20 protein-coding genes are annotated in these 17133 nt (G+C 33.9%); 2 read left to right on the top strand and 18 right to left on the bottom strand.

Translation table 11 applies throughout. The annotated features are described in order from the left end of the window. Position 1 precedes the first annotated feature (1 nt). The 12 genes from recO to DMB92_RS07005 all read right to left on the bottom strand — a co-directional run bounded on the left by recO (position 2) and on the right by DMB92_RS07005 (position 9900). Positions 2-622, bottom strand: a complete 621-nt coding sequence (recO, locus tag DMB92_RS07060; RefSeq protein ID WP_142682353.1) for a recombination protein RecO — start codon at positions 620-622, stop codon at positions 2-4. Between the two features lie 86 nt (positions 623-708). Next, positions 709-1626, bottom strand: coding sequence for a group I intron-associated PD-(D/E)XK endonuclease (locus DMB92_RS07055; RefSeq protein WP_142682352.1), 918 nt, complete (start codon positions 1624-1626; stop codon positions 709-711). Beyond that, on the bottom strand, positions 1604-2554 hold the full coding sequence (locus DMB92_RS07050; RefSeq protein ID WP_142682351.1) for a DNA cytosine methyltransferase: 951 nt from the start codon (positions 2552-2554) through the stop codon (positions 1604-1606). The genes DMB92_RS07055 and DMB92_RS07050 overlap by 23 nt, the downstream gene beginning before the upstream one ends. Positions 2555-2719: 165 nt before the next feature. Then, complete coding sequence (rpmA, locus tag DMB92_RS07045; protein WP_142682350.1) at positions 2720-2974, bottom strand: 50S ribosomal protein L27; 255 nt, start codon at positions 2972-2974, stop codon at positions 2720-2722. Positions 2975-2984: 10 nt separating this feature from the next. After that, complete coding sequence (gene rplU, locus DMB92_RS07040; protein ID WP_142682349.1) at positions 2985-3293, bottom strand: 50S ribosomal protein L21; 309 nt, start codon at positions 3291-3293, stop codon at positions 2985-2987. Between the two features lie 165 nt (positions 3294-3458). Further along, positions 3459-4514, bottom strand: a complete 1056-nt coding sequence (locus tag DMB92_RS07035; RefSeq protein WP_142682348.1) for an FUSC family protein — start codon at positions 4512-4514, stop codon at positions 3459-3461. A gap of 57 nt (positions 4515-4571) precedes the next feature. Continuing rightward, entirely contained in the window at positions 4572-5435 is an 864-nt protein-coding gene (locus tag DMB92_RS07030) for a RimK family alpha-L-glutamate ligase (protein WP_185900176.1), read from the bottom strand. Continuing rightward, positions 5413-5853: a pseudoazurin gene (locus DMB92_RS07025; RefSeq protein ID WP_142682346.1), complete on the bottom strand. Its 441-nt coding sequence runs from the start codon at positions 5851-5853 to the stop codon at positions 5413-5415. The genes DMB92_RS07030 and DMB92_RS07025 overlap by 23 nt, the downstream gene beginning before the upstream one ends. Before the next feature lie 15 nt (positions 5854-5868). Continuing rightward, a complete protein-coding gene (locus DMB92_RS07020; protein ID WP_142682345.1) occupies positions 5869-6636 on the bottom strand; it encodes an ABC transporter ATP-binding protein in 768 nt (255 codons plus the stop codon). Then, entirely contained in the window at positions 6630-7694 is a 1065-nt protein-coding gene (locus DMB92_RS07015) for a FecCD family ABC transporter permease (protein ID WP_142682344.1), read from the bottom strand. Before DMB92_RS07015 ends, DMB92_RS07020 begins: the two co-directional genes overlap by 7 nt. Then, entirely contained in the window at positions 7691-8800 is a 1110-nt protein-coding gene (locus tag DMB92_RS07010; RefSeq protein WP_142682343.1) for an ABC transporter substrate-binding protein, read from the bottom strand. Before DMB92_RS07010 ends, DMB92_RS07015 begins: the two co-directional genes overlap by 4 nt. Further along, complete coding sequence (locus DMB92_RS07005; protein ID WP_142682342.1) at positions 8797-9900, bottom strand: ABC transporter substrate-binding protein; 1104 nt, start codon at positions 9898-9900, stop codon at positions 8797-8799. Before DMB92_RS07005 ends, DMB92_RS07010 begins: the two co-directional genes overlap by 4 nt. Positions 9901-10119: 219 nt before the next feature. Between DMB92_RS07005 and mraY the strand changes: the two genes are divergently transcribed. Further along, positions 10120-11181, top strand: coding sequence for a phospho-N-acetylmuramoyl-pentapeptide-transferase (gene mraY / locus DMB92_RS07000; RefSeq protein ID WP_142682341.1), 1062 nt, complete (start codon positions 10120-10122; stop codon positions 11179-11181). A 3-nt stretch (positions 11182-11184) separates the two neighbouring features. Next, the gene (gene murD, locus DMB92_RS06995) at positions 11185-12393 is read left to right on the top strand and encodes a UDP-N-acetylmuramoyl-L-alanine--D-glutamate ligase (RefSeq protein ID WP_142682340.1); all 1209 of its coding nucleotides are present in this window, start codon (positions 11185-11187) and stop codon (positions 12391-12393) included. Here murD and DMB92_RS06990 read toward each other — a convergent pair whose 3' ends face one another. The 6 genes from DMB92_RS06990 to miaA all read right to left on the bottom strand — a co-directional run bounded on the left by DMB92_RS06990 (position 12394) and on the right by miaA (position 17130). Continuing rightward, positions 12394-13197 (bottom strand): hypothetical protein, encoded by an 804-nt coding sequence (locus DMB92_RS06990; protein WP_142682339.1) that lies wholly within the window; start codon positions 13195-13197, stop codon positions 12394-12396. It abuts the gene before it with no gap. After that, on the bottom strand, positions 13191-14135 hold the full coding sequence (locus DMB92_RS06985; RefSeq protein WP_142682338.1) for a hypothetical protein: 945 nt from the start codon (positions 14133-14135) through the stop codon (positions 13191-13193). The genes DMB92_RS06990 and DMB92_RS06985 overlap by 7 nt, the downstream gene beginning before the upstream one ends. Further along, positions 14128-14808, bottom strand: a complete 681-nt coding sequence (locus DMB92_RS06980; protein WP_142682375.1) for a TrmH family RNA methyltransferase — start codon at positions 14806-14808, stop codon at positions 14128-14130. Before DMB92_RS06980 ends, DMB92_RS06985 begins: the two co-directional genes overlap by 8 nt. Positions 14809-14819: 11 nt before the next feature. After that, on the bottom strand, positions 14820-15647 hold the full coding sequence (gene rsmI, locus DMB92_RS06975) for a 16S rRNA (cytidine(1402)-2'-O)-methyltransferase (protein ID WP_142682337.1): 828 nt from the start codon (positions 15645-15647) through the stop codon (positions 14820-14822). Between the two features lie 4 nt (positions 15648-15651). Then, entirely contained in the window at positions 15652-15852 is a 201-nt protein-coding gene (gene rpmE / locus DMB92_RS06970) for a 50S ribosomal protein L31 (RefSeq protein WP_142682336.1), read from the bottom strand. Between the two features lie 402 nt (positions 15853-16254). Further along, complete coding sequence (gene miaA / locus DMB92_RS06965) at positions 16255-17130, bottom strand: tRNA (adenosine(37)-N6)-dimethylallyltransferase MiaA (RefSeq protein ID WP_142682335.1); 876 nt, start codon at positions 17128-17130, stop codon at positions 16255-16257. Positions 17131-17133: the final 3 nt, after the last annotated feature.

The raw sequence follows: 17133 nt of genomic DNA, 5'->3' as shown, positions 1-17133 counted from the left end.
TTTATAAACCTTCTTTAATGAGCTTATATAAATGGTTGATTTCCTCATCATCAAAAATGCCAGAATTAAAACTCTCATAAAAATTTTCAAGTTTTTGTGTATCAACCTCTATACTCTTAAAAACGCAGTTTTCATGAGCTGGGAGAAAGGCTCGCACAAGATGAAGTGTTTGAGCTTGTATCTTTTCATCACAGGCAAAACAGATATGATCTTTATGCAAACGCCCCTCAAATTCTAAAATTCTTACATAAGCATCAAGAATGACGCGTTTTGGATTTTGTTTTTCAAAACGCTTCGCACATTCATCTAAAAGCTCGAAATAAAAACTATCAAGCGTTTCTACATCTTTAAGATGCTGATAGAAAAGCTTGATAAATTCTTGCCAAATGATCATTTTTTCGCGTTTTAGTATCCACGCAAAACCTAGGTGCAAAACATCTTTTAGGCGAGGTAAGAAAGAAATATTTTCTTCAAGTGCAAAATCAATCTTATATCCATTTAAAATACTAGAATGTCTTAAGCCATAAAAACGATATGTTTTTAATAAGGCATTTTTTTCTAGTACAAAAACGATCAAATCCTCATCTTTTACTTTTTGCGTATGTAAAATAAAGCCTTGCATTCAACCTCTTTAAGCTTTAAAGGAGTAATCATAGCAAATTCGCTTGAATGAAGTGAAAATTAAATTTAAGAAAATTTTTAAAAAATTTATAAATTTTTAGAATTTTTAAAATTTATATTTTTAAGTTCTTGTGCTACTTTTTTAATAACTTCCCAATTTTCTTTATAAACTTTAAGCTGGGAAAGTTTTATCTTTGTGCATTCTTTATCGTTAAATTTATCAGCAAAGCTCATAGGTATCAAATAACAAATCCCTACTTGTTTATCCACTGCCATATAAAGATCACAATCTTTTTTTGTGATCCTTTTTCCTTGATTTCTTTCATGCTTATGATATATTCCTTGACCGCCTCTATCTCTATCTTTAAAGCTAATAAGCTCGCCACTTGAAATGCCCTTAACTTGAATGCGTAAAAGAGTATTTTCAAAATCCACAATAGCATCATAACGACTACTTCTAACATCAACATTTGAGGCATTAAATCCTGCCAAAATAGCCCTAGCTATAAATAAAAACTGAGCACTATCTCCTGCATTAGCTGTCATTGTTCCTGAGTTTATATTATTTAAATTTCTAGAAAAACCATCTTTTGAAGCTATAAAAAGAGCTTTTTCAAGGATTTTGGCTAATTTGTTTTGGATAAATTTAAATTCTTTATCGTTTGTAAATTTAGTCTTTATGTGTTCTAAGGATAAGTTTTTAAGCTCTTTTAATAATTCTTCTTGAGAAAGTTTTAAAAAAATTTGAGTTTCTAAAAAAAGTTCTATATCATTTTTATATAAAATTTCATTGTTGGCAATTTCTATAATTTCTTTTTTTTGATAATTGCCCTCTTTAAATTTTTTCAAAATCCTATCTTTGAAATTTAAATCATCACATAAACTTACAAATCTTTGCTTTAAATATTCTTTAATCTCAGTAGAATTAAAAAGCTCATTTTTAAAATCATTAACCCTCTCGTTAATCTTTCTTATATTTTGCTTAACAAACTGCTCTATATTCATTTTTAAGCACCTTTTTAATTTCTTTTGCGATATTTTCAATTACTCCCACAGAAACACTATTTCCAATTTGTTTATACAAACTCGCATTTGAAAGCTCTTTTGGCAAAATAAAATTATCATCAAAGCCTTGAAATCTAGCACATTCTCTAGGAGTTAGTTTTCTTATGTCCAAACTATCAATAACTAAAGGCACATTATGACCTCCTGTTCCCATATTTGCGGTTAATGTTGGGCAAAGATTACTTTTATTTTCTCTTACATATTGTCTTCTCCACTGATAAAGAGTATTTTTATTATGCATTACCTTTTTAAGTTCATTATAATATTTTGTATCTTTATAATAAAATTCCTTTGAAGCTTTTTTATCTATTAAATCTTGCACTTTTTTACTCAGTTTTATTTTTTTTGGAAAAGTAAAATTATCAAATAAATCATAATCCAAAAAGCCAATAATATAAATTCTTTCTCTATTTTGTGGGATATTGCCATATTCGCAACTGTTTAAAACTTCGTATTTTAATTTATATCCTAAGCCTTCTAATTCTTGTTTTATAATAGCAAAGGTTTTATTTTTATCGTGTCTTAACAAATTTTTGACATTTTCTAAAAAAATAATTCGTGGTTTAAAATACCGCAAATATCTTAAAATTTCAAAAAAAATATTGCCCCTTTCATCTTTAAAGCCTCTTTGATATCCAGCTATACTAAAGGCTTGACAAGGAAAACCAGCACTTAGAATTTCAATATCTTCAAGGCTGTTTAAGTCTATTTTACTTATATCTTCGTTAATGATTTTGTGTTTGTGATTTGCTTTATATGTTATACAAGCCTTAGAATCAAGTTCTATACCCCAAGCTGTTTTAAAACCAGCCTTTTTAAAGCCAAGTTCTATCCCACCAATACCAGCAAATAAACTACCTAATTTCATAATCTAGCCTCCCAAGCACAAAATTATAATAAAACCCAACTTAAATTTAGTTTTTTATTGCGATTTTAAAAAAGACAAAAATATATTTTAAAGGAAAAATTTAAAAGCTCAGTAGGTTTTGTAGAAAAAATATTAACTATGAAAAAAGGGGCTAAGCCCCTAAATTTAGGCAGGATAAACAGAAACTTTTTTTCTGTCTTTGTCTTTTCTTTCGAATTTCACAAAGCCGTCGATTAAAGCAAAGATAGTGTGATCTTTACCTAAGCCGACATTGTTTCCAGCGTGAGTTGCTGTGCCTCTTTGGCGGATAATGATATTTCCAGCACGGACAAATTCGCCACCAAATTTTTTAACACCTAAACGACGACCGATAGAATCGCGGTTATTTTGAGTTGAGCCTTGACCTTTCTTGTGTGCCATTTCTTACTCCTTAAGCTTTGATATCTTTGACTTTAACGCGTGTGAATTGTCTTCTAAAGCCTCTTTTAAGCTTAGAATCTTTTCTGCGTCTTTTTTTATAAATCACGACTTTTCTGTCTTTGCCGTGATTAATCACTTCTAAAACTACCTTTGCACCTGCTACAAAAGGCGCACCTACCTTTAAGTCCTTATCGTTGATCGCAAGCACTTCGCTTACTTCAACGCTACTTTTAGCTTCAGCTTCAAAGTGATCTAGCTTTAGCTCATCGCCAACGCTCACTTTATACTGCTTTCCGCTATGTTTGATGATAGCATACATCGCTTTTTCCTTTAAATTTGGTAAGTCCCATAAAGCACCGCAAGCGGATTTAAAAGCTTTAATGGTTAAAAAGGCTTAATTATAGCAAAATAAATTGAATTTTTTATTAAAATCTTTTATGTACTTTAAGACTTTTAAAGCAAGGAAATAAAAATTGAACAAGCCTTATGAAAATTTGATTTTAAAGATAAATTTAGCGATTTTGTCGAATCCTGCTCTTAAATAAGGCTTATATATCACAAAGCCACCCATAAGCCCTAAAATACTACCCACGATCACATCTTCAAGCCTAGCTTTTACAAGTAAATTTGCATCATAGTTCATAAAATTTGTAGCCTCAGCCAAGTAGGTTACATAAGGAGTGATAAAGACCATGGCAAGGGCGTAGTTGCGAAATACAACATATTCAGTCATAAAAACTAAAAAAGCCATTAAAAGCACAAATTCCCAAGCTTCAAATTTAATCCCCAGCAAAAACCAAGCAAAAAAGCAACCCACAAGAGTTCCTACTATACGCTGGATTTGCTTGTTCCAGACTGAATTTAAGGTTATGCCTTGCATGATGACGGTGCAACTTACAGCAACCCAATAACTTCTTTCAAGGGCTAAGAATTGTCCTAAAAATAAAGCAAGTCCCACAAAAAAGCCCATAATAAAAGAATCCACAACAACAACTTCAAAACCCAAATGTCCCCTTTGAGGAACAGGCTTTGGAAGAGCATTTTTAAAAATATAAATTACGCTCAAAGAATACAAAAACGCCATTAAATTCGCAATCATTCCGCCTATACAAACAAGACCGACTAAAAATATAAAATCCTTAGTTTCAAAAGGAAAAAACGAGCCAAGTAAGGCTGCAAACACAAAGAAAAAATACCCAGGCGCTCCTAAGTCATAATACCTTACCAAGATACTACTACTCATTGCAACTATGCCTATAACAAAAGGTGCGCTTGGCGGAAAAATATGTGTTAAAAGACCAAGCAAAAAGGATAAAGAAATTCCAAAAGAACAGCACATCACAACAGCCATTTTGTGATAAATGGGCGTATTTGGCGTATATAAAAAAGCCATAACGCCTATCATGGCTATAAGTCCTAAATCAAGCCTTTGATAATACCCTCCAATACTTAGCACTAAAGCTACTCCTAAGGCTGCAAAAAAGGGAAGTTGCCATACTCTTTCGGTGGAATTTAAGGTAAGAATTTGTTTTAAACTCATTTTTTTCCTTTGAAATCAAGCAAGTTTTTGTGATAAATTTGAAAGTATAAATGAAGTTTAACTCAAATTTTCTAAAGCTTTGATAAAATTTTCATAAGAATTTACCCCTTTATCAAAATAAAGGCTTGGCTCGATGAGTTCTACTTCATTGATGATGAAATTTTCATTATCCTTGATGAAATCAACTCTTGCATAAAGAGTACTTTTTAAGCTTAAGGCTTTTATAGCTCCTAGGGCTTTTTGAATGAGTGCCTTACTTGGCGAAAAAGGCAGAATTTGCACGCCATAAGCTGAGTTTGCCCTGTATTCTTTATCCTTTAGCTCTCGTTTAATGGCGTGGCTGAATTGATTATTAAAAAAGATGAGGCAAAACTCACCCTCATAAACGCCTTCTAAAAACTCTTGCACTAAGCCTTGCTCTAATTTGCTTAAATCAAGTAAATCAGGGCTTTCAAACCTAAGCACTCCTCGTCCACTTTGCCCTATCAAAGGCTTGATGATGAGTTCTTTGAGCTTAAAATCTTTTTTAAATTTAAGAATTTGCTCCTGCCAAAGAGCTTTTTGTTCTTTTTTTAAAAAAAGACTTTTGGCTATGTCAAAGCCTTTTTCTTGCAGGTTTTGAAGGTAATTTTTTTGAGAGTTTGTTTTAATGAGATCATAAGCATTAAGCATTTTAGCCCCACTTTTTTCACACTCTTGCAAAAAGGCTAAAAATTCCTCATAAAAAAGGCTATAATCCCACACCGCTAAGGGCAGAATAAGGCAGTTTTTATCAAGATTTTTAAGCTCTTGCCAAACGCAAAATTTAGCCTCATAAAAAGCACCCAACCTTTCAAGTAAGCCTTGCAAGGCAGCATTTCCCAAAGGATAGTCCTTGCAAGTGAGTATGAAAAGCTTTTTATTTGACAATTTGCTTAGCATAATTTTCCAAACGCCCTTTGTTTTCAGACGCTCTTTTTTCAAGCTTTGGAACGGCTGCATTTACTTTGTCAAGATTTGTAGGCTTGCCAACTTGAATGATACCTATCATATTCATGATTTTATGAGGCGGACACTCATAAATATAAACGCCCTCAACATCAAATTTAGTCGTGAATTTTTCATCAAGTTTTCCCTCAAATTTAGAAGCTCCAGCAGGGATCACAACGCTTTTTGCCCAGTGTGTTTTGTGAGTTGGGATAAAAGTTACGCTATCGCCTGGCTCGATTTTTAAAAAGCCCGGTTCAAAAACCATAGTTCCCTCAGCATTTACATCAAGCATTTTCACTTCATAATCTTTAGCAAAAAGATTAACACAAAAAGCAGCACTCAAGGCTACAACACATAGAATTTTTTTCATTTTTTCTCCTTTGAGTTAATTTCTTAAAGCCTTTTTTGCCACGATGACGGGTTTTTCATCATCGTAGAAAATGAGGCTTTTTATTCTGTAAAGTTTTTCGATCAAATCCTTGCTTAAAGCATCTTTTGCCTTACCAAAAGCATGAATTTTAGCTCCTTCTAAAATAAGAAGTTCATCAGCAAATTGTGCTGCAAGGCTTAGATCGTGCAAGATGACTATGCTGATGAGTTTTTCTTTTTTGGTGTGTTCTTTGACGCATTCTAAAAGCACGCATTGATGGTGTAAATCAAGCGCACTTACAGGCTCATCAAGCAACAAAACCTTTGGAGTTTTAATAAGCACAGAAGCAAACATCACCATTTGTCTTTGCCCACCGCTTAGGCTCATCACATCTTGGTGTGCAAGGTGCAAGATACCTAAATTTTGCATAAGACTTAGGGCTTTTTGAATTTGCTCATCACTAATATACATACCCAAAGAATCCATAAGCCCCAGCAAAACAACTTCTAAAGCACTTAAACTCGCATCAACGCCGCTATCTTGAGGCATAAAACCAAAGTCTTTTTTCCAAAGATAGTGATTTTTAAGGCTTAATTCCATATCTTCAAAAGAAATCTTCCCTTTAAAATGCAAATCCCCAAAGATAGCAGAAAGCAAGGAGCTTTTGCCAGCACCATTTGGACCAAGCACGGCATAAATTTTACCCTCTTTAAATTCAGCATTTATCTCATCAGCCACACAAAGATTTCCTCTGTGAATGCTTAAATTTTGAAGCCTTAGCATACTTTTTTCCTTGATAAGATGATCCAAAAGAAAAAAGGCACGCCCACAAAAGAAGTTACAATACCAACAGGAAACAAAGCACCCGGTATTATCACCTTAGAAAGTACTGAGGCTACGGACAAAAACGCTGCCCCGCAAAACATAGCAGAGGGCAGGAAAAAGCGTTGATCCTCGCCAACAAGCATTCTAGCAATGTGTGGGGCAACAAGCCCTATGAAGCCTATAACGCCCACAAAAGAAATGGCTGTAGCTGTCATCACTGAAACGATGAGTAGGGTTTTAAAGCGGAGAAAATTTAAATTTACTCCCATACTTTTTGCTCTAGCCTCTCCTAATCTTAAAGCCGTAAGCTTCCAAGAATCCTTCAGCAAAAGGACAATGCAAAGTGAAGAAACGATAAAGATAAAAAGTAAATTTGTCCAATTTGCCTTTTGTAAAGAGCCAAAGAGCCAAAACAAAATGAGCTGTGAAATTTCAGGGCTTGAAAGAAACTGCACCAAAGAAAGCAAGCTTTGAAATAAAAATAAAAGTGCGATTCCTACCAAAACAAGCGTAGCCGAGCTAAAATGCCTAAGAGCTGCAAAGCCAAAAAGCACGCTAGCACTGAGCATAGTCATCACAAAAGCTCCCACAGGAACAGCATAAAGCAAAGGAATTCCAGCACTTCCAAAGGCTATAACCAAAGAAGCCCCAAAGCCAGCTGCTGCTGCAAGTCCTAAGGTGTAAGGACTTGCCATGGGGTTGTTAAGCAGGGTTTGAATTTCAGCCCCGCCAACTCCAAGCGTAGCACCCACAACAAGAGCCATTAAGGCTATTGGCAAACGCAAGTCCCAAACGATGACCTCTGTTGTAGCCTCAACGCCTATTTTTCCAAAGGGGATTAAAAGTGCGTCTAGGACTTCTCTTGGAGCTAGCATTGAAGGACCTGTGGCTATGTCAAAGATTAAAGAGATAAAGGCGACAACCAAAAAAGCTATGATGATTATAAAACGCCTAAATTCGCGCTTTCTGTGTGCTTTTAGGGCTTTATTAATTTCACTATTTTGATCTAAATTCATTGTCCACCTAATATATAAGTTCCCTCGGGCATTAAAGGCATAAATTGCTTATGAAAATCCTCATAAGTTTTTATTGGATCAAGCTCTTTGAAAAGCGAGGGATAGAGCATTTTTGCGATAAATTCAACAGAGGCAATATCACTCATTGTTGTTGAGGCTCTGTGATAAAGTGCGTAAAAGCGTTTATTTTTTACAGCGTCTAAATTCTCAAAACCTTTTCTTTTCTTAAAGCCCTCTAGTCTTTTTAAGGCTTCATTTTTTTCTATGCCAATACCCATGACCATAGCTTCAGCATTTTTCTTTAGCTCAGTTTCTCGTCCTGTTATGATGATAACTTCAGGATTTGAGGCAATGACTTGTTCTTTATTCATAACAGCCCATTTATCAACAAAAGGGGCTGCTATATTATCCCCTCCTGCAAGCAAAGCCAAGCTTCCCCACATATCCTTTCCAAAGGTAAAACTAAGTTCATTAGGTCCTTTATTGCCAAATTCGATATAAATTCGAGGCTTTTTAAGCTTGGCTTTGGCAATTTTTTCTTGCACAGCTTTTAATCTCGAGCTATAAAAAGCAATAATTTCTTCAGCTCTTTTTTCTTGATTAAGAAGTTTTCCTAAAATTTGTGTGCTTAGGGTATGTTGAGCGAGAGTTTCTTGATTATAAGAAATAACGACAACAGGAATATTTAGGTTTTGAAGTTTTTCAAGTTCAGTTTTTAAAATTTCATATTGCCAATCAGCCAAAATGACAAGATCAGGTTTTAAGGAGATAAGTTTTTCAAGAGAAAAATGACCAAATTGCGGATCGCCAACATCGCCAAGATCTTTTAAACGAGGAATAATTTTTGAATACCTTTCATAACTTGGTGGCATATAAACAGCCCATGCATCTTTTACGAAGCCAACAACATTATCAAAGGCTTTTGCTCCACCAACAGCTAGAAAATCAGTATAATAAAATCCTATAACTATGCGTTTTGCAGGTAAATTTATCTTAACTTCCCTATTTAAAAGATCTTTAATCACCACTTCCTTAGCTAAACTATAGTTTAAAAAAGTGGCAAAAACTGCCACTAAAAAGAATAAAATTTTAAAAATTTTTATCATTTATCAGCCTGGATAATAAAACTTCCTTGAGGAACGATAGGGAGGTATTTTTTATGAAAATCTATGTAAGTTTTCAAAGGATCTACATCTTTGAACAAATCAGGATACATAGCCTTAGCTAAAAACTGCACCATAGCCCCATCTGCTAAAGTCCTTGAAGCACCCATATAAATTCCATAAAGTCTGTTATTTTTTATCGCAGGAAGGGCGTTCCAAGCTGGGCGTTTTTTGTAAGCATTAAGCCTTTTTTTAGCCTCTTTTTCATCGATATTTATACCCATAACCATAGCTTCAGCATTTTTCTTTAGTTCAGTTTCGCGTCCTGCTATCATGATAACTTCAGGCTTTGAGACTATGACTTGCTCAGGATTGATAGGAGACCACTGGGCAACAAAAGGAGCTGCTATATTTTCCCCACCTGCTAAATCAATCAAACTTCCCCACATATCTTTACCATAGGTAATGCCTGCTTCTTTAGGACCCTTGTTGCCAAATTCGATATAAATTTTTGGTTTTGGTAATTTTGCCTTAGCGATTCTTTTGCTTACATCATCAGCAATGCCTTTATACCAGTTTGCAAGCTCTTTTGCTCTTGCTTTTTCACCGGTGATCTCGCCTAAAAGCTCGGTTGATTTAACATGCAAATCTACCTTTTCGCGGTTATAATCAAGCACGATGATAGGGATATTTGCCTCAATCACAGGCTCAAGATCAAACTCGAGTATTTGCCATTGCCAAGCTGCTAAAATAAGCAAATCAGGCTTCAAAGAAAGCACTTTTTCAACAGAAAAAGTTCCAACTTCTGCCTCGCCAAAGTCCTCAAGTTTAGTTAGTTTCGGCACAGCCTTGCTATAAACTTCCCAGCTAGTAGGAGTCCAATCAGTCCAAACAGCCTTTGAAAAACCCACTACATTATCCAAAGCCTTTACCCCACCAACAGCTAAAAAATCTGTGTAGTAAAAACCTAATGCAATGCGTTTTGCGGGTAAATTGACCTTAACTTCTCTACCCAAAACATCGGTTAAAGTTTTTTGGGCTGCAAAACTTTGAGTACCGATAAAAACGGCTAGACAAATAAATAAGAATTTGCAAATCCTCATCAAAATCTCCTTAAATTTTTTTTATTAAAAAGTGTAGCAGAAATTATACAAAAGTGGAACTTAATCAAAAATTAATGCTAATTATTATCATAATAATATAAATAATGATAAAAAATTATAAATATTTTTATTTCAAAGCAAATAAACACTAAATTTTAAATATTTTTTAGCAAAAATTCATTAAAATTAAACTTTTAAATTTTTATAAGGTTTTGGGCTTTGTATTATCTTTCTTATTTTAGTGATTATGCTTTTTTTACTTATATCAGTGTGCGTTCAGGTTTTGCGTTTTTTATCGCTCTTTGTCTTAGTCTTTTTTTAATGCCCAAATTCATCACTTGGGCTAAAGCAAAAAATGCCAATCAGCCCATATATGAGTTTGCTCCTAGCACGCATCAAAGCAAAGGCTCTACTCCGACAATGGGTGGCGTGGTCTTTGTTTTTTGTACCCTTACAGCAAGTCTTTTAAGTGTTAAATTTGACAATCTTTTTGTGATCTTAGCCTTATTTTGTTTAGTACTTTTTTGTGCGGTAGGTTTTATCGATGATTTGGGTAAGATCATCAAAAAGGACAATCACTCAGGGCTAAGTGCTCGTGCAAAAATGGTATTTTTGATCCTAGTAAGCCTTATTTGCTGTGTGCCTTTGTATTTAAGTGGGGTTTTAAGTTCAGAGCTTTTCGTACCTTTTTATAAACATCCTCTTTTTGATATGGGAATTTTTGCGATATTTTTTTGGGTGCTTGTTTTTATCGCCACTTCAAATGCTGTAAATTTAACCGACGGACTTGACGGACTTGCCACGGTGCCAAGCATTTTTTCGCTTGCTACTCTTGGGATTTTTCTTTATCTTAGTGGCAATATCAATTACAGCGAATACCTCTTTTTGCCAAAAATTCAAGGCTTAGGCGAGGTTGTCATCGTGTGCTGTGCTTTAGTTGGTGCTTTAATGGGCTTTTTGTGGTATAACTGCTATCCGGCACAAGTTTTTATGGGCGATAGTGGAAGCCTTGCTATAGGCGGATTTATCGCTTATCTTGGTATCATTTCAAAAAATGAAATTTTGCTTTTAATCATCGGTTTTGTTTTTGTGCTAGAAACGATATCTGTGATTTTACAAGTGGGAAGCTTTAAAATTTTTCATAAAAGAGTTTTTAAAATGGCGCCCATTCATCATCACTTTGAAAAAATAGGCTGGGTGGAAAATAAAATCATCGTTCGTTTTTGGATGATAGCACTTTTAGCAAATTTACTTGCTCTTGCGACGATAAAGCTAAGGTAAAACATGAGAAAATCACTTTTTGGATACGGAAAAACAACGCGTGCTATCGCTGAAAATTTGGGTGTTAAGCTTGGGGGATTTGATATTTTTGATGATCAATTTAAGCAAAAAAGTAAGGATAATTTTGGAAATTCCTTGCTTCCTATGAGTGAGTTTGATCCTTTAAAAAGTGAGCTTGAGATACCAAGCCCTGGTTTTCCTTGCGAGCATGAGCTTGTTAAAAAGGCTTTAAATTTACAAAGTGAGTATGATTTTTTTTATGACATTATGCCAAAGAGTATTTGGATCAGTGGGACAAATGGCAAAACCACGACTACACAAATGTGTCAGCATTTGCTAGCTGGTGTTGGTGCTGTTATGGGGGGAAATGTTGGCACTCCTCTTGCACAACTTGATCCTTATGCTAAAATTTGGATACTTGAAACCTCTTCTTTCACGCTTCATTATACCAAAACAGCAAAGCCTGAAATTTACGCACTTTTGCCTATAACGCCTGATCATCTTTCTTGGCATGGAAATTTTGAAAACTATGTTCAAGCCAAGCTTAGTGTGCTAGAAAGGCTTAATGAAACTGATGTGGCTATTTTGCCTGAAATTTATGCCAAAACGCCCACAAAAGCCTTTGTGATTTCTTACAAAGATGAGTTTGACTTAGCCCAAAAGCTTGGTATTGATATAAAGAAAATTTCTTTTAAAACGCCTTTTTTGCTTGACGGGGTCATGGCTTTGGGCGTGGAGAAAATTTTACTTGATCAAATCAGCTATGAAAAGTTAAATTCTTTTGTTATGGAAGCAAACAAGCTTGAGGAGTTTTTTGACTCTCAAAACAGACTTTGGGTCAATGACACTAAGGCTACAAACGAAAGTGCTGCTATGGCTGCTCTTTTACGTTATAAGGATAAAAAAATTCATCTTATTGTAGGCGGAGATGATAAAGGCGTGGATTTAAACGCTTTTTTTGAATTTATGAAAGATTTTGATATCTGTCTTTATGCTATCGGTTTGAGCAGTGCTAAAATGGTTGATTATGCTACAAATCATGGCTTAAAAGTGCTTGAATGCAAAGAGCTTAAAAAGGCGATTGAAGAAATTTCAAAAGTGCTTCAAAAAGGCGAGGTTGGGCTTTTAAGTCCAGCTTGTGCAAGCCTTGATCAGTTTAGCTCCTATGCTCAAAGAGGCGATGTTTTTAAGCAAAGCGTGAAAGAGCTTTAATTAGTTTTCAAGAGTGATTTCAAGACCTCTGCGTATATTATCAAGGCTAAAAGTATCGCCCACGATAATATAGCTTGTATTGCTTGGGATTTGACCTTTGAACTCCTGACTTACTTCAGTAAGAGAGATACTTTGAATAAGATTTAAATTCTTATCTAAAAACTGAATTTTTGCAAACCAAGAATCCCCAGCACTTGCTAAAATTTGAAGTTTTTTTGCATTTTTGGAAAGAAAGATATATTCTCTTAAGGGTCTTTCTAGTTTTTTGGCTTGATTAGGATTTATATCCGTATTTGGTTTTAACTTTGCACGGTCAAAATCAAGGGTGTATTCATAGGTGTAGGGATTGATTTTTTGGATATTTTGTATATAAACTGAATTTGATTTTAAGATATTATAAAAATTTGCTGGATCAAGTATATATCTTGACTCTATGCTGAGTTTATATACAAGCAAATCTCTATCAAAAGAAAGCTCATTTGGGATAAAATATACAAAGCCAGCTTGATTTAAACTTTCATTAATAATTTTTAAAAATAAAATGCCATTAGCTTTGCTTTTAAAGGTGAGTTCCAAATTTCTTGAACCGGGCATGTTGAGATTGATCAAAGAATTTGCTTTGAGTATCCGTGTGATTTCTGCAACATTGATATGCCCGTCTAATGTATATGATTTACTTTCAAATAAAAGTTTTAGCTGAGCTTCTTTGTTTGGGTCATTAACCATATTTCGAGCCAGCTCTAAAGAACTAATCGCTAGAGCATTGCTGATAAAAATGAGGCTAAGAAAGAGCGTTTTTACCATTCTTTACCTTTATTATATTTCATAAATTCGCCTAAACTAATAGCCTTAATTGTGCCATTTTCGATCAAAAAGCGTTTGGAATTTCCTGCTGGAAAAACCTGACTTTGTCCCTGTGGATCAAGAAGCGTGATTTCAGTAGCTCCGATTAAAAGAAGCTGATTTACGCTTAGATCAGCACTGAAATTATTTTCTGTAACCATAGCCCTTTTTTCGCCATTTTCAAGCTTAATAAAGCCCACCCAAACCTTACCATTTGTGCTAAAAATAACTTCTTGATTTGCATTTATACTAAGTTCATTATTTGTATTTTGGGGATTTTTCTCTTCACTTTCATTGTGCTGGGCAATTTGTTCTTGAAGGGTTTTTGTTTCTCCGGTTTGAGTGTTATTTTGTATAGAGACATCATCTGTGGCATTACTATCTTCTTCTTGAGGACTTGTTTGTGTGTTTTCTGTGCTTTTATTTTCTTCTTCATTCACAACAACAACGCTTTTGATATTATTTTGAGCTTCATCAATGATATCTACTACAGCTGAACTTGAGCTTTGCGTAGGATTTTTATCGATAAACATTTTAAGTAAATCATACTGATAGATAGCATATCCTAAGCCACCGATAATAGCAATGATAACAACAAACCAAATCCAAAGACTTGAAGATGTTTGTTGATAGGCATCAATTTGCGTGGCTATGGTAATTTTTTTATCTTCTTTTTCACTTGTTTCTTCTGCTTCATCGCCATGCAAGAATGTTTCGTATTCTTCAAGAAATTTAGTAAAATCAATATCATACTCTCTTGTAAGAATTTTCAAAAATCCTTTTACATTAAAACGACTAAGTCTTTCAAAGTCTTTTTCTATAAGTGCATTTAAAAAATCAGTTTCAATCTGAGTTTTTGCACTCACTTCCTTTAAATTTAAATTTTTAAGTCTATCCATTGTTTATCCTATCACAAAGTATTGCAAATGCTGCACTAACATTTAAACTATCAAAATCATTTTTCATGTGAATACCTATACATTCATCACTTTTTTCAATGATCTTTTTGGGGATACCAAAGCCCTCACTGCCCATGATCAAAACCTTTTTATCTCTAGCTTTGATTAAGCGAACATCTTTGCCACCACCCAAGCTTGCGTAAAGAAAAAAATCAAGTTGCTTTAGTTCATTTAAAGCACTCAAGCCATCTTCAACCAAGCTTATCGGTATATCAAGTGCTGCACCACTACTTGCTTTTATGATAGCGTCCATTTTAAGACTCTTGCCAACGCAAATCAAGCCATCAACACCCAAAGCATAAGCAGTTCTTGCTATCGCACCGATATTTCCAACATCAGTGATCCCATATAGCATAACAAGAAATTTTTTCTTTTTTAAATCACTAAATTTACAAAACTCAAAGTCCTTGATATCCATCAAAAAGCCCTGATGATTGCCCCCTTTGGCTAAGGCTTGAGCAGCTTTAAAATCAAGTCTTTTGATCTTAAAGCCACTTTTTGCGATCTGCGAAAAACTTGCCTTATCACACTCTTTTGCCAAGTAAAGCTCATTGATCAAGTCTTTATGTTTTTGTAAAATATAAAAAAATACTTGCTTGCCATAAACAATCATCACAATAATACCTAATTTTCACTTAAAAGTAGTTTGCTATAAATTTCTTTTGCATTTTTTCCACTCATTTTTGAAAGCAATTTACTTTTTGTTTTTAAGGGCAGATCAAGTTCTAAAATATCTTGCTCGCATAAGGTATTTTGTTTAAAATTTGCATCTTCACGGGCTGATATAACAAGCACCCATTCTCCATTTAAATTGCTTTTTTCAAGTTCATTTGCAAGTTTTTTAGCTTTATTTTTAAATTTAGTCTCAAATTTTTTACTGATTTCTTTTATAGCAAAAATTTCCCTTTGAGCGTCTATTTTTGCTATATCTTGAACCAAGGATAAAACCCTACTTGGTGCTTCATAAACTATACTTGCAAAGGGGTAATTTAAAAGTTTTTCTATATCTTTTTGCCTTGAAGTTCCTTTATTGCTCAAAAATCCCAAAAATATAAACTCTTTTTCACAAAATCCGCTTGAGACTAAAGCAACTAAAGCAGCATTTGCTCCGGGCAAAACCTCAAAAGCAATGTTATTTTCAAGTGCAAATTTGATTAGAAAATTTCCCGGATCACTTATTGCTGGCATTCCTGCATCACTTACGCAAACAACTTCTTTTTGAAATAAATCCTCGCTGATTTGTTTTAAAAACTCTTCTTCATTATGAGAGTGCAAGGATAAAAAAAGCTGAGGTTTTATAGAGCAAGAATACTTTGAATTTAAAAGATTGATCAAGGACTTGCTCACTCTTGTATCTTCGCAGATCAAAACCTCACAAGCCTTTAAAATTTCTAAGCTTCGAAAAGAAATATCAAGTAAATTTCCTATGGGAGTAGGAACGAAATAAAGCATTGAATTATTGCATTGCGTATTTTTTCTTAAATTTCTCTACACGACCAGCTGTATCGACAATTTTTTCACTTCCTGTAAAAAAAGGGTGGCAATTAGAGCAAATATCGACCTTAAGTTCTGTTTTGTTGCTACGAGTAACAAAGGTATTACCGCAAGCACAACTTACTTTACAATCAACATATTCAGGGTGAATATCTTTTTTCATGGTTATTTCCTTTGGTTAAATTTATAGACATAAAGTTGAAAATTATACAAGAATTATTATAAATTTAAAATTAAACTTTATTGACTATAAATTTTTATATTTTCATAGAACATAAATTCCAAGGATAGGCTTTATTTTTACAAAATTATTACCCATTACTAAACTTTTTTCAAATACGAAAGTAAAGAGTTAGGATAAATTTTTAGACATAAAAAAAGCTCGGCGAACCGAGCTTAAAGCAATATTTTGAAAAGATTTACTTCCTATATCGCCTCTTTTTAAAAAAACTTTAGTCTTTAAATTTAAATTTTAAGTATAATGTTTGATTGCCTTTAAAACAAAGACAGCTAAATATTTTAGATAAAAATAGGCTTGGTAAATTTATATTCTAGTTTGATTAACTTAAAGATCAAGTTTAAGTTTCATATAAGATCTTAGTTTATCAAGGGCTTTATCTTTGTTAAGATCATTTTTGATGAATTTTTTATTGAAGGTTCTTTGGCGTTTAGCAAGTTGTGCGGTGTGTGTGTTGATAAGTGCTTCAAGCTCATCTTTTGAAATTTTTTGATCTAAAAAATCCTTGCATTCTTTAAGCCCTATGGAATTTAAGGGTTTTAAAGAGGGATCATATCTTGAAAAAAGAGTCCTTGCTTCTTCTATGAGTCCTTTTTTGAGCATATCTTGGGTGCGTTTTTGGATATTTTTTTTAAGTTCTTCTTTTTCCCATGTTAGATCAAAAATTTCAAGCTCTTTTATGAGAGGTGCTTTTGTAGTGTTTTTTAAAAACTTACTTGGAGCTTGCTTTGTTTGTATGTATATGCTGTGCCATTTTTGAAGTCTATAAGTGTCATTTTTGGCAATATTTGCATTTGCATCATAATTTTGCATGAGTTCATAAATAGCCTCATTACTCAAATCACTTTTCACAAAGGGTAAATCCTCGCTTAATCCACTAAGCAAAGCCTTAAGATAAAAACTTGTGCCTCCTGTGATGATGAGGGCTTTATCTTTTTTTTGTGCAAATTCTTTTGCCTTTTGATACTCCTTAAAAAACAAACCCACACTAAAATGCTCATCAATATCTAACAAATTTACGCCAAAAATGTCAAGTTCTTCTAAAATTTTACTATCCATTTTTGCCGAGGCTATGTTGATTTGTTTATAAACTAAAAGACTATCAAGACTGAGTATCACAGCTTCAAACTCATAGGCTAGGGCATTTGCTAAGGCAGTTTTTCCACTTGCCGTTGTGCCAATGATCGCAAATTCAAAAAACATTTT

Origin of the sequence: Campylobacter sp. MIT 99-7217 (assembly GCF_006864365.1) — a bacterium.
Taxonomy (GTDB): domain Bacteria; phylum Campylobacterota; class Campylobacteria; order Campylobacterales; family Campylobacteraceae; genus Campylobacter_D.
Note: the sequence above shows the minus strand (reverse complement) of the source record. Positions and strands in the feature narration are given on the sequence as shown.

What these genes read in the sequence shown, in the direction of transcription:
- DMB92_RS06990 (WP_142682339.1), bottom strand. Translation starts at nt 13,197, where the DNA reads ATGGTAAAAACGCTCTTTCTTAGCCTCATTTTTATCAGCAATGCTCTA.
- DMB92_RS07055 (WP_142682352.1), bottom strand. Translation starts at nt 1,626, where the DNA reads ATGAATATAGAGCAGTTTGTTAAGCAAAATATAAGAAAGATTAACGAG.
- DMB92_RS07015 (WP_142682344.1), bottom strand. Translation starts at nt 7,694, where the DNA reads ATGAATTTAGATCAAAATAGTGAAATTAATAAAGCCCTAAAAGCACAC.
- DMB92_RS07030 (WP_185900176.1), bottom strand. Translation starts at nt 5,435, where the DNA reads ATGCTAAGCAAATTGTCAAATAAAAAGCTTTTCATACTCACTTGCAAG.
- DMB92_RS07035 (WP_142682348.1), bottom strand. Translation starts at nt 4,514, where the DNA reads ATGAGTTTAAAACAAATTCTTACCTTAAATTCCACCGAAAGAGTATGG.
- rpmE (WP_142682336.1), bottom strand. Translation starts at nt 15,852, where the DNA reads ATGAAAAAAGATATTCACCCTGAATATGTTGATTGTAAAGTAAGTTGT.
- DMB92_RS07005 (WP_142682342.1), bottom strand. Translation starts at nt 9,900, where the DNA reads ATGAGGATTTGCAAATTCTTATTTATTTGTCTAGCCGTTTTTATCGGT.
- murD (WP_142682340.1), top strand. Translation starts at nt 11,185, where the DNA reads ATGAGAAAATCACTTTTTGGATACGGAAAAACAACGCGTGCTATCGCT.
- DMB92_RS07020 (WP_142682345.1), bottom strand. Translation starts at nt 6,636, where the DNA reads ATGCTAAGGCTTCAAAATTTAAGCATTCACAGAGGAAATCTTTGTGTG.
- DMB92_RS06985 (WP_142682338.1), bottom strand. Translation starts at nt 14,135, where the DNA reads ATGGATAGACTTAAAAATTTAAATTTAAAGGAAGTGAGTGCAAAAACT.
- DMB92_RS07010 (WP_142682343.1), bottom strand. Translation starts at nt 8,800, where the DNA reads ATGATAAAAATTTTTAAAATTTTATTCTTTTTAGTGGCAGTTTTTGCC.
- recO (WP_142682353.1), bottom strand. Translation starts at nt 622, where the DNA reads ATGCAAGGCTTTATTTTACATACGCAAAAAGTAAAAGATGAGGATTTG.
- DMB92_RS07050 (WP_142682351.1), bottom strand. Translation starts at nt 2,554, where the DNA reads ATGAAATTAGGTAGTTTATTTGCTGGTATTGGTGGGATAGAACTTGGC.
- rsmI (WP_142682337.1), bottom strand. Translation starts at nt 15,647, where the DNA reads ATGCTTTATTTCGTTCCTACTCCCATAGGAAATTTACTTGATATTTCT.
- rplU (WP_142682349.1), bottom strand. Translation starts at nt 3,293, where the DNA reads ATGTATGCTATCATCAAACATAGCGGAAAGCAGTATAAAGTGAGCGTT.
- rpmA (WP_142682350.1), bottom strand. Translation starts at nt 2,974, where the DNA reads ATGGCACACAAGAAAGGTCAAGGCTCAACTCAAAATAACCGCGATTCT.
- DMB92_RS06980 (WP_142682375.1), bottom strand. Translation starts at nt 14,808, where the DNA reads ATGATTGTTTATGGCAAGCAAGTATTTTTTTATATTTTACAAAAACAT.
- DMB92_RS07025 (WP_142682346.1), bottom strand. Translation starts at nt 5,853, where the DNA reads ATGAAAAAAATTCTATGTGTTGTAGCCTTGAGTGCTGCTTTTTGTGTT.
- miaA (WP_142682335.1), bottom strand. Translation starts at nt 17,130, where the DNA reads ATGTTTTTTGAATTTGCGATCATTGGCACAACGGCAAGTGGAAAAACT.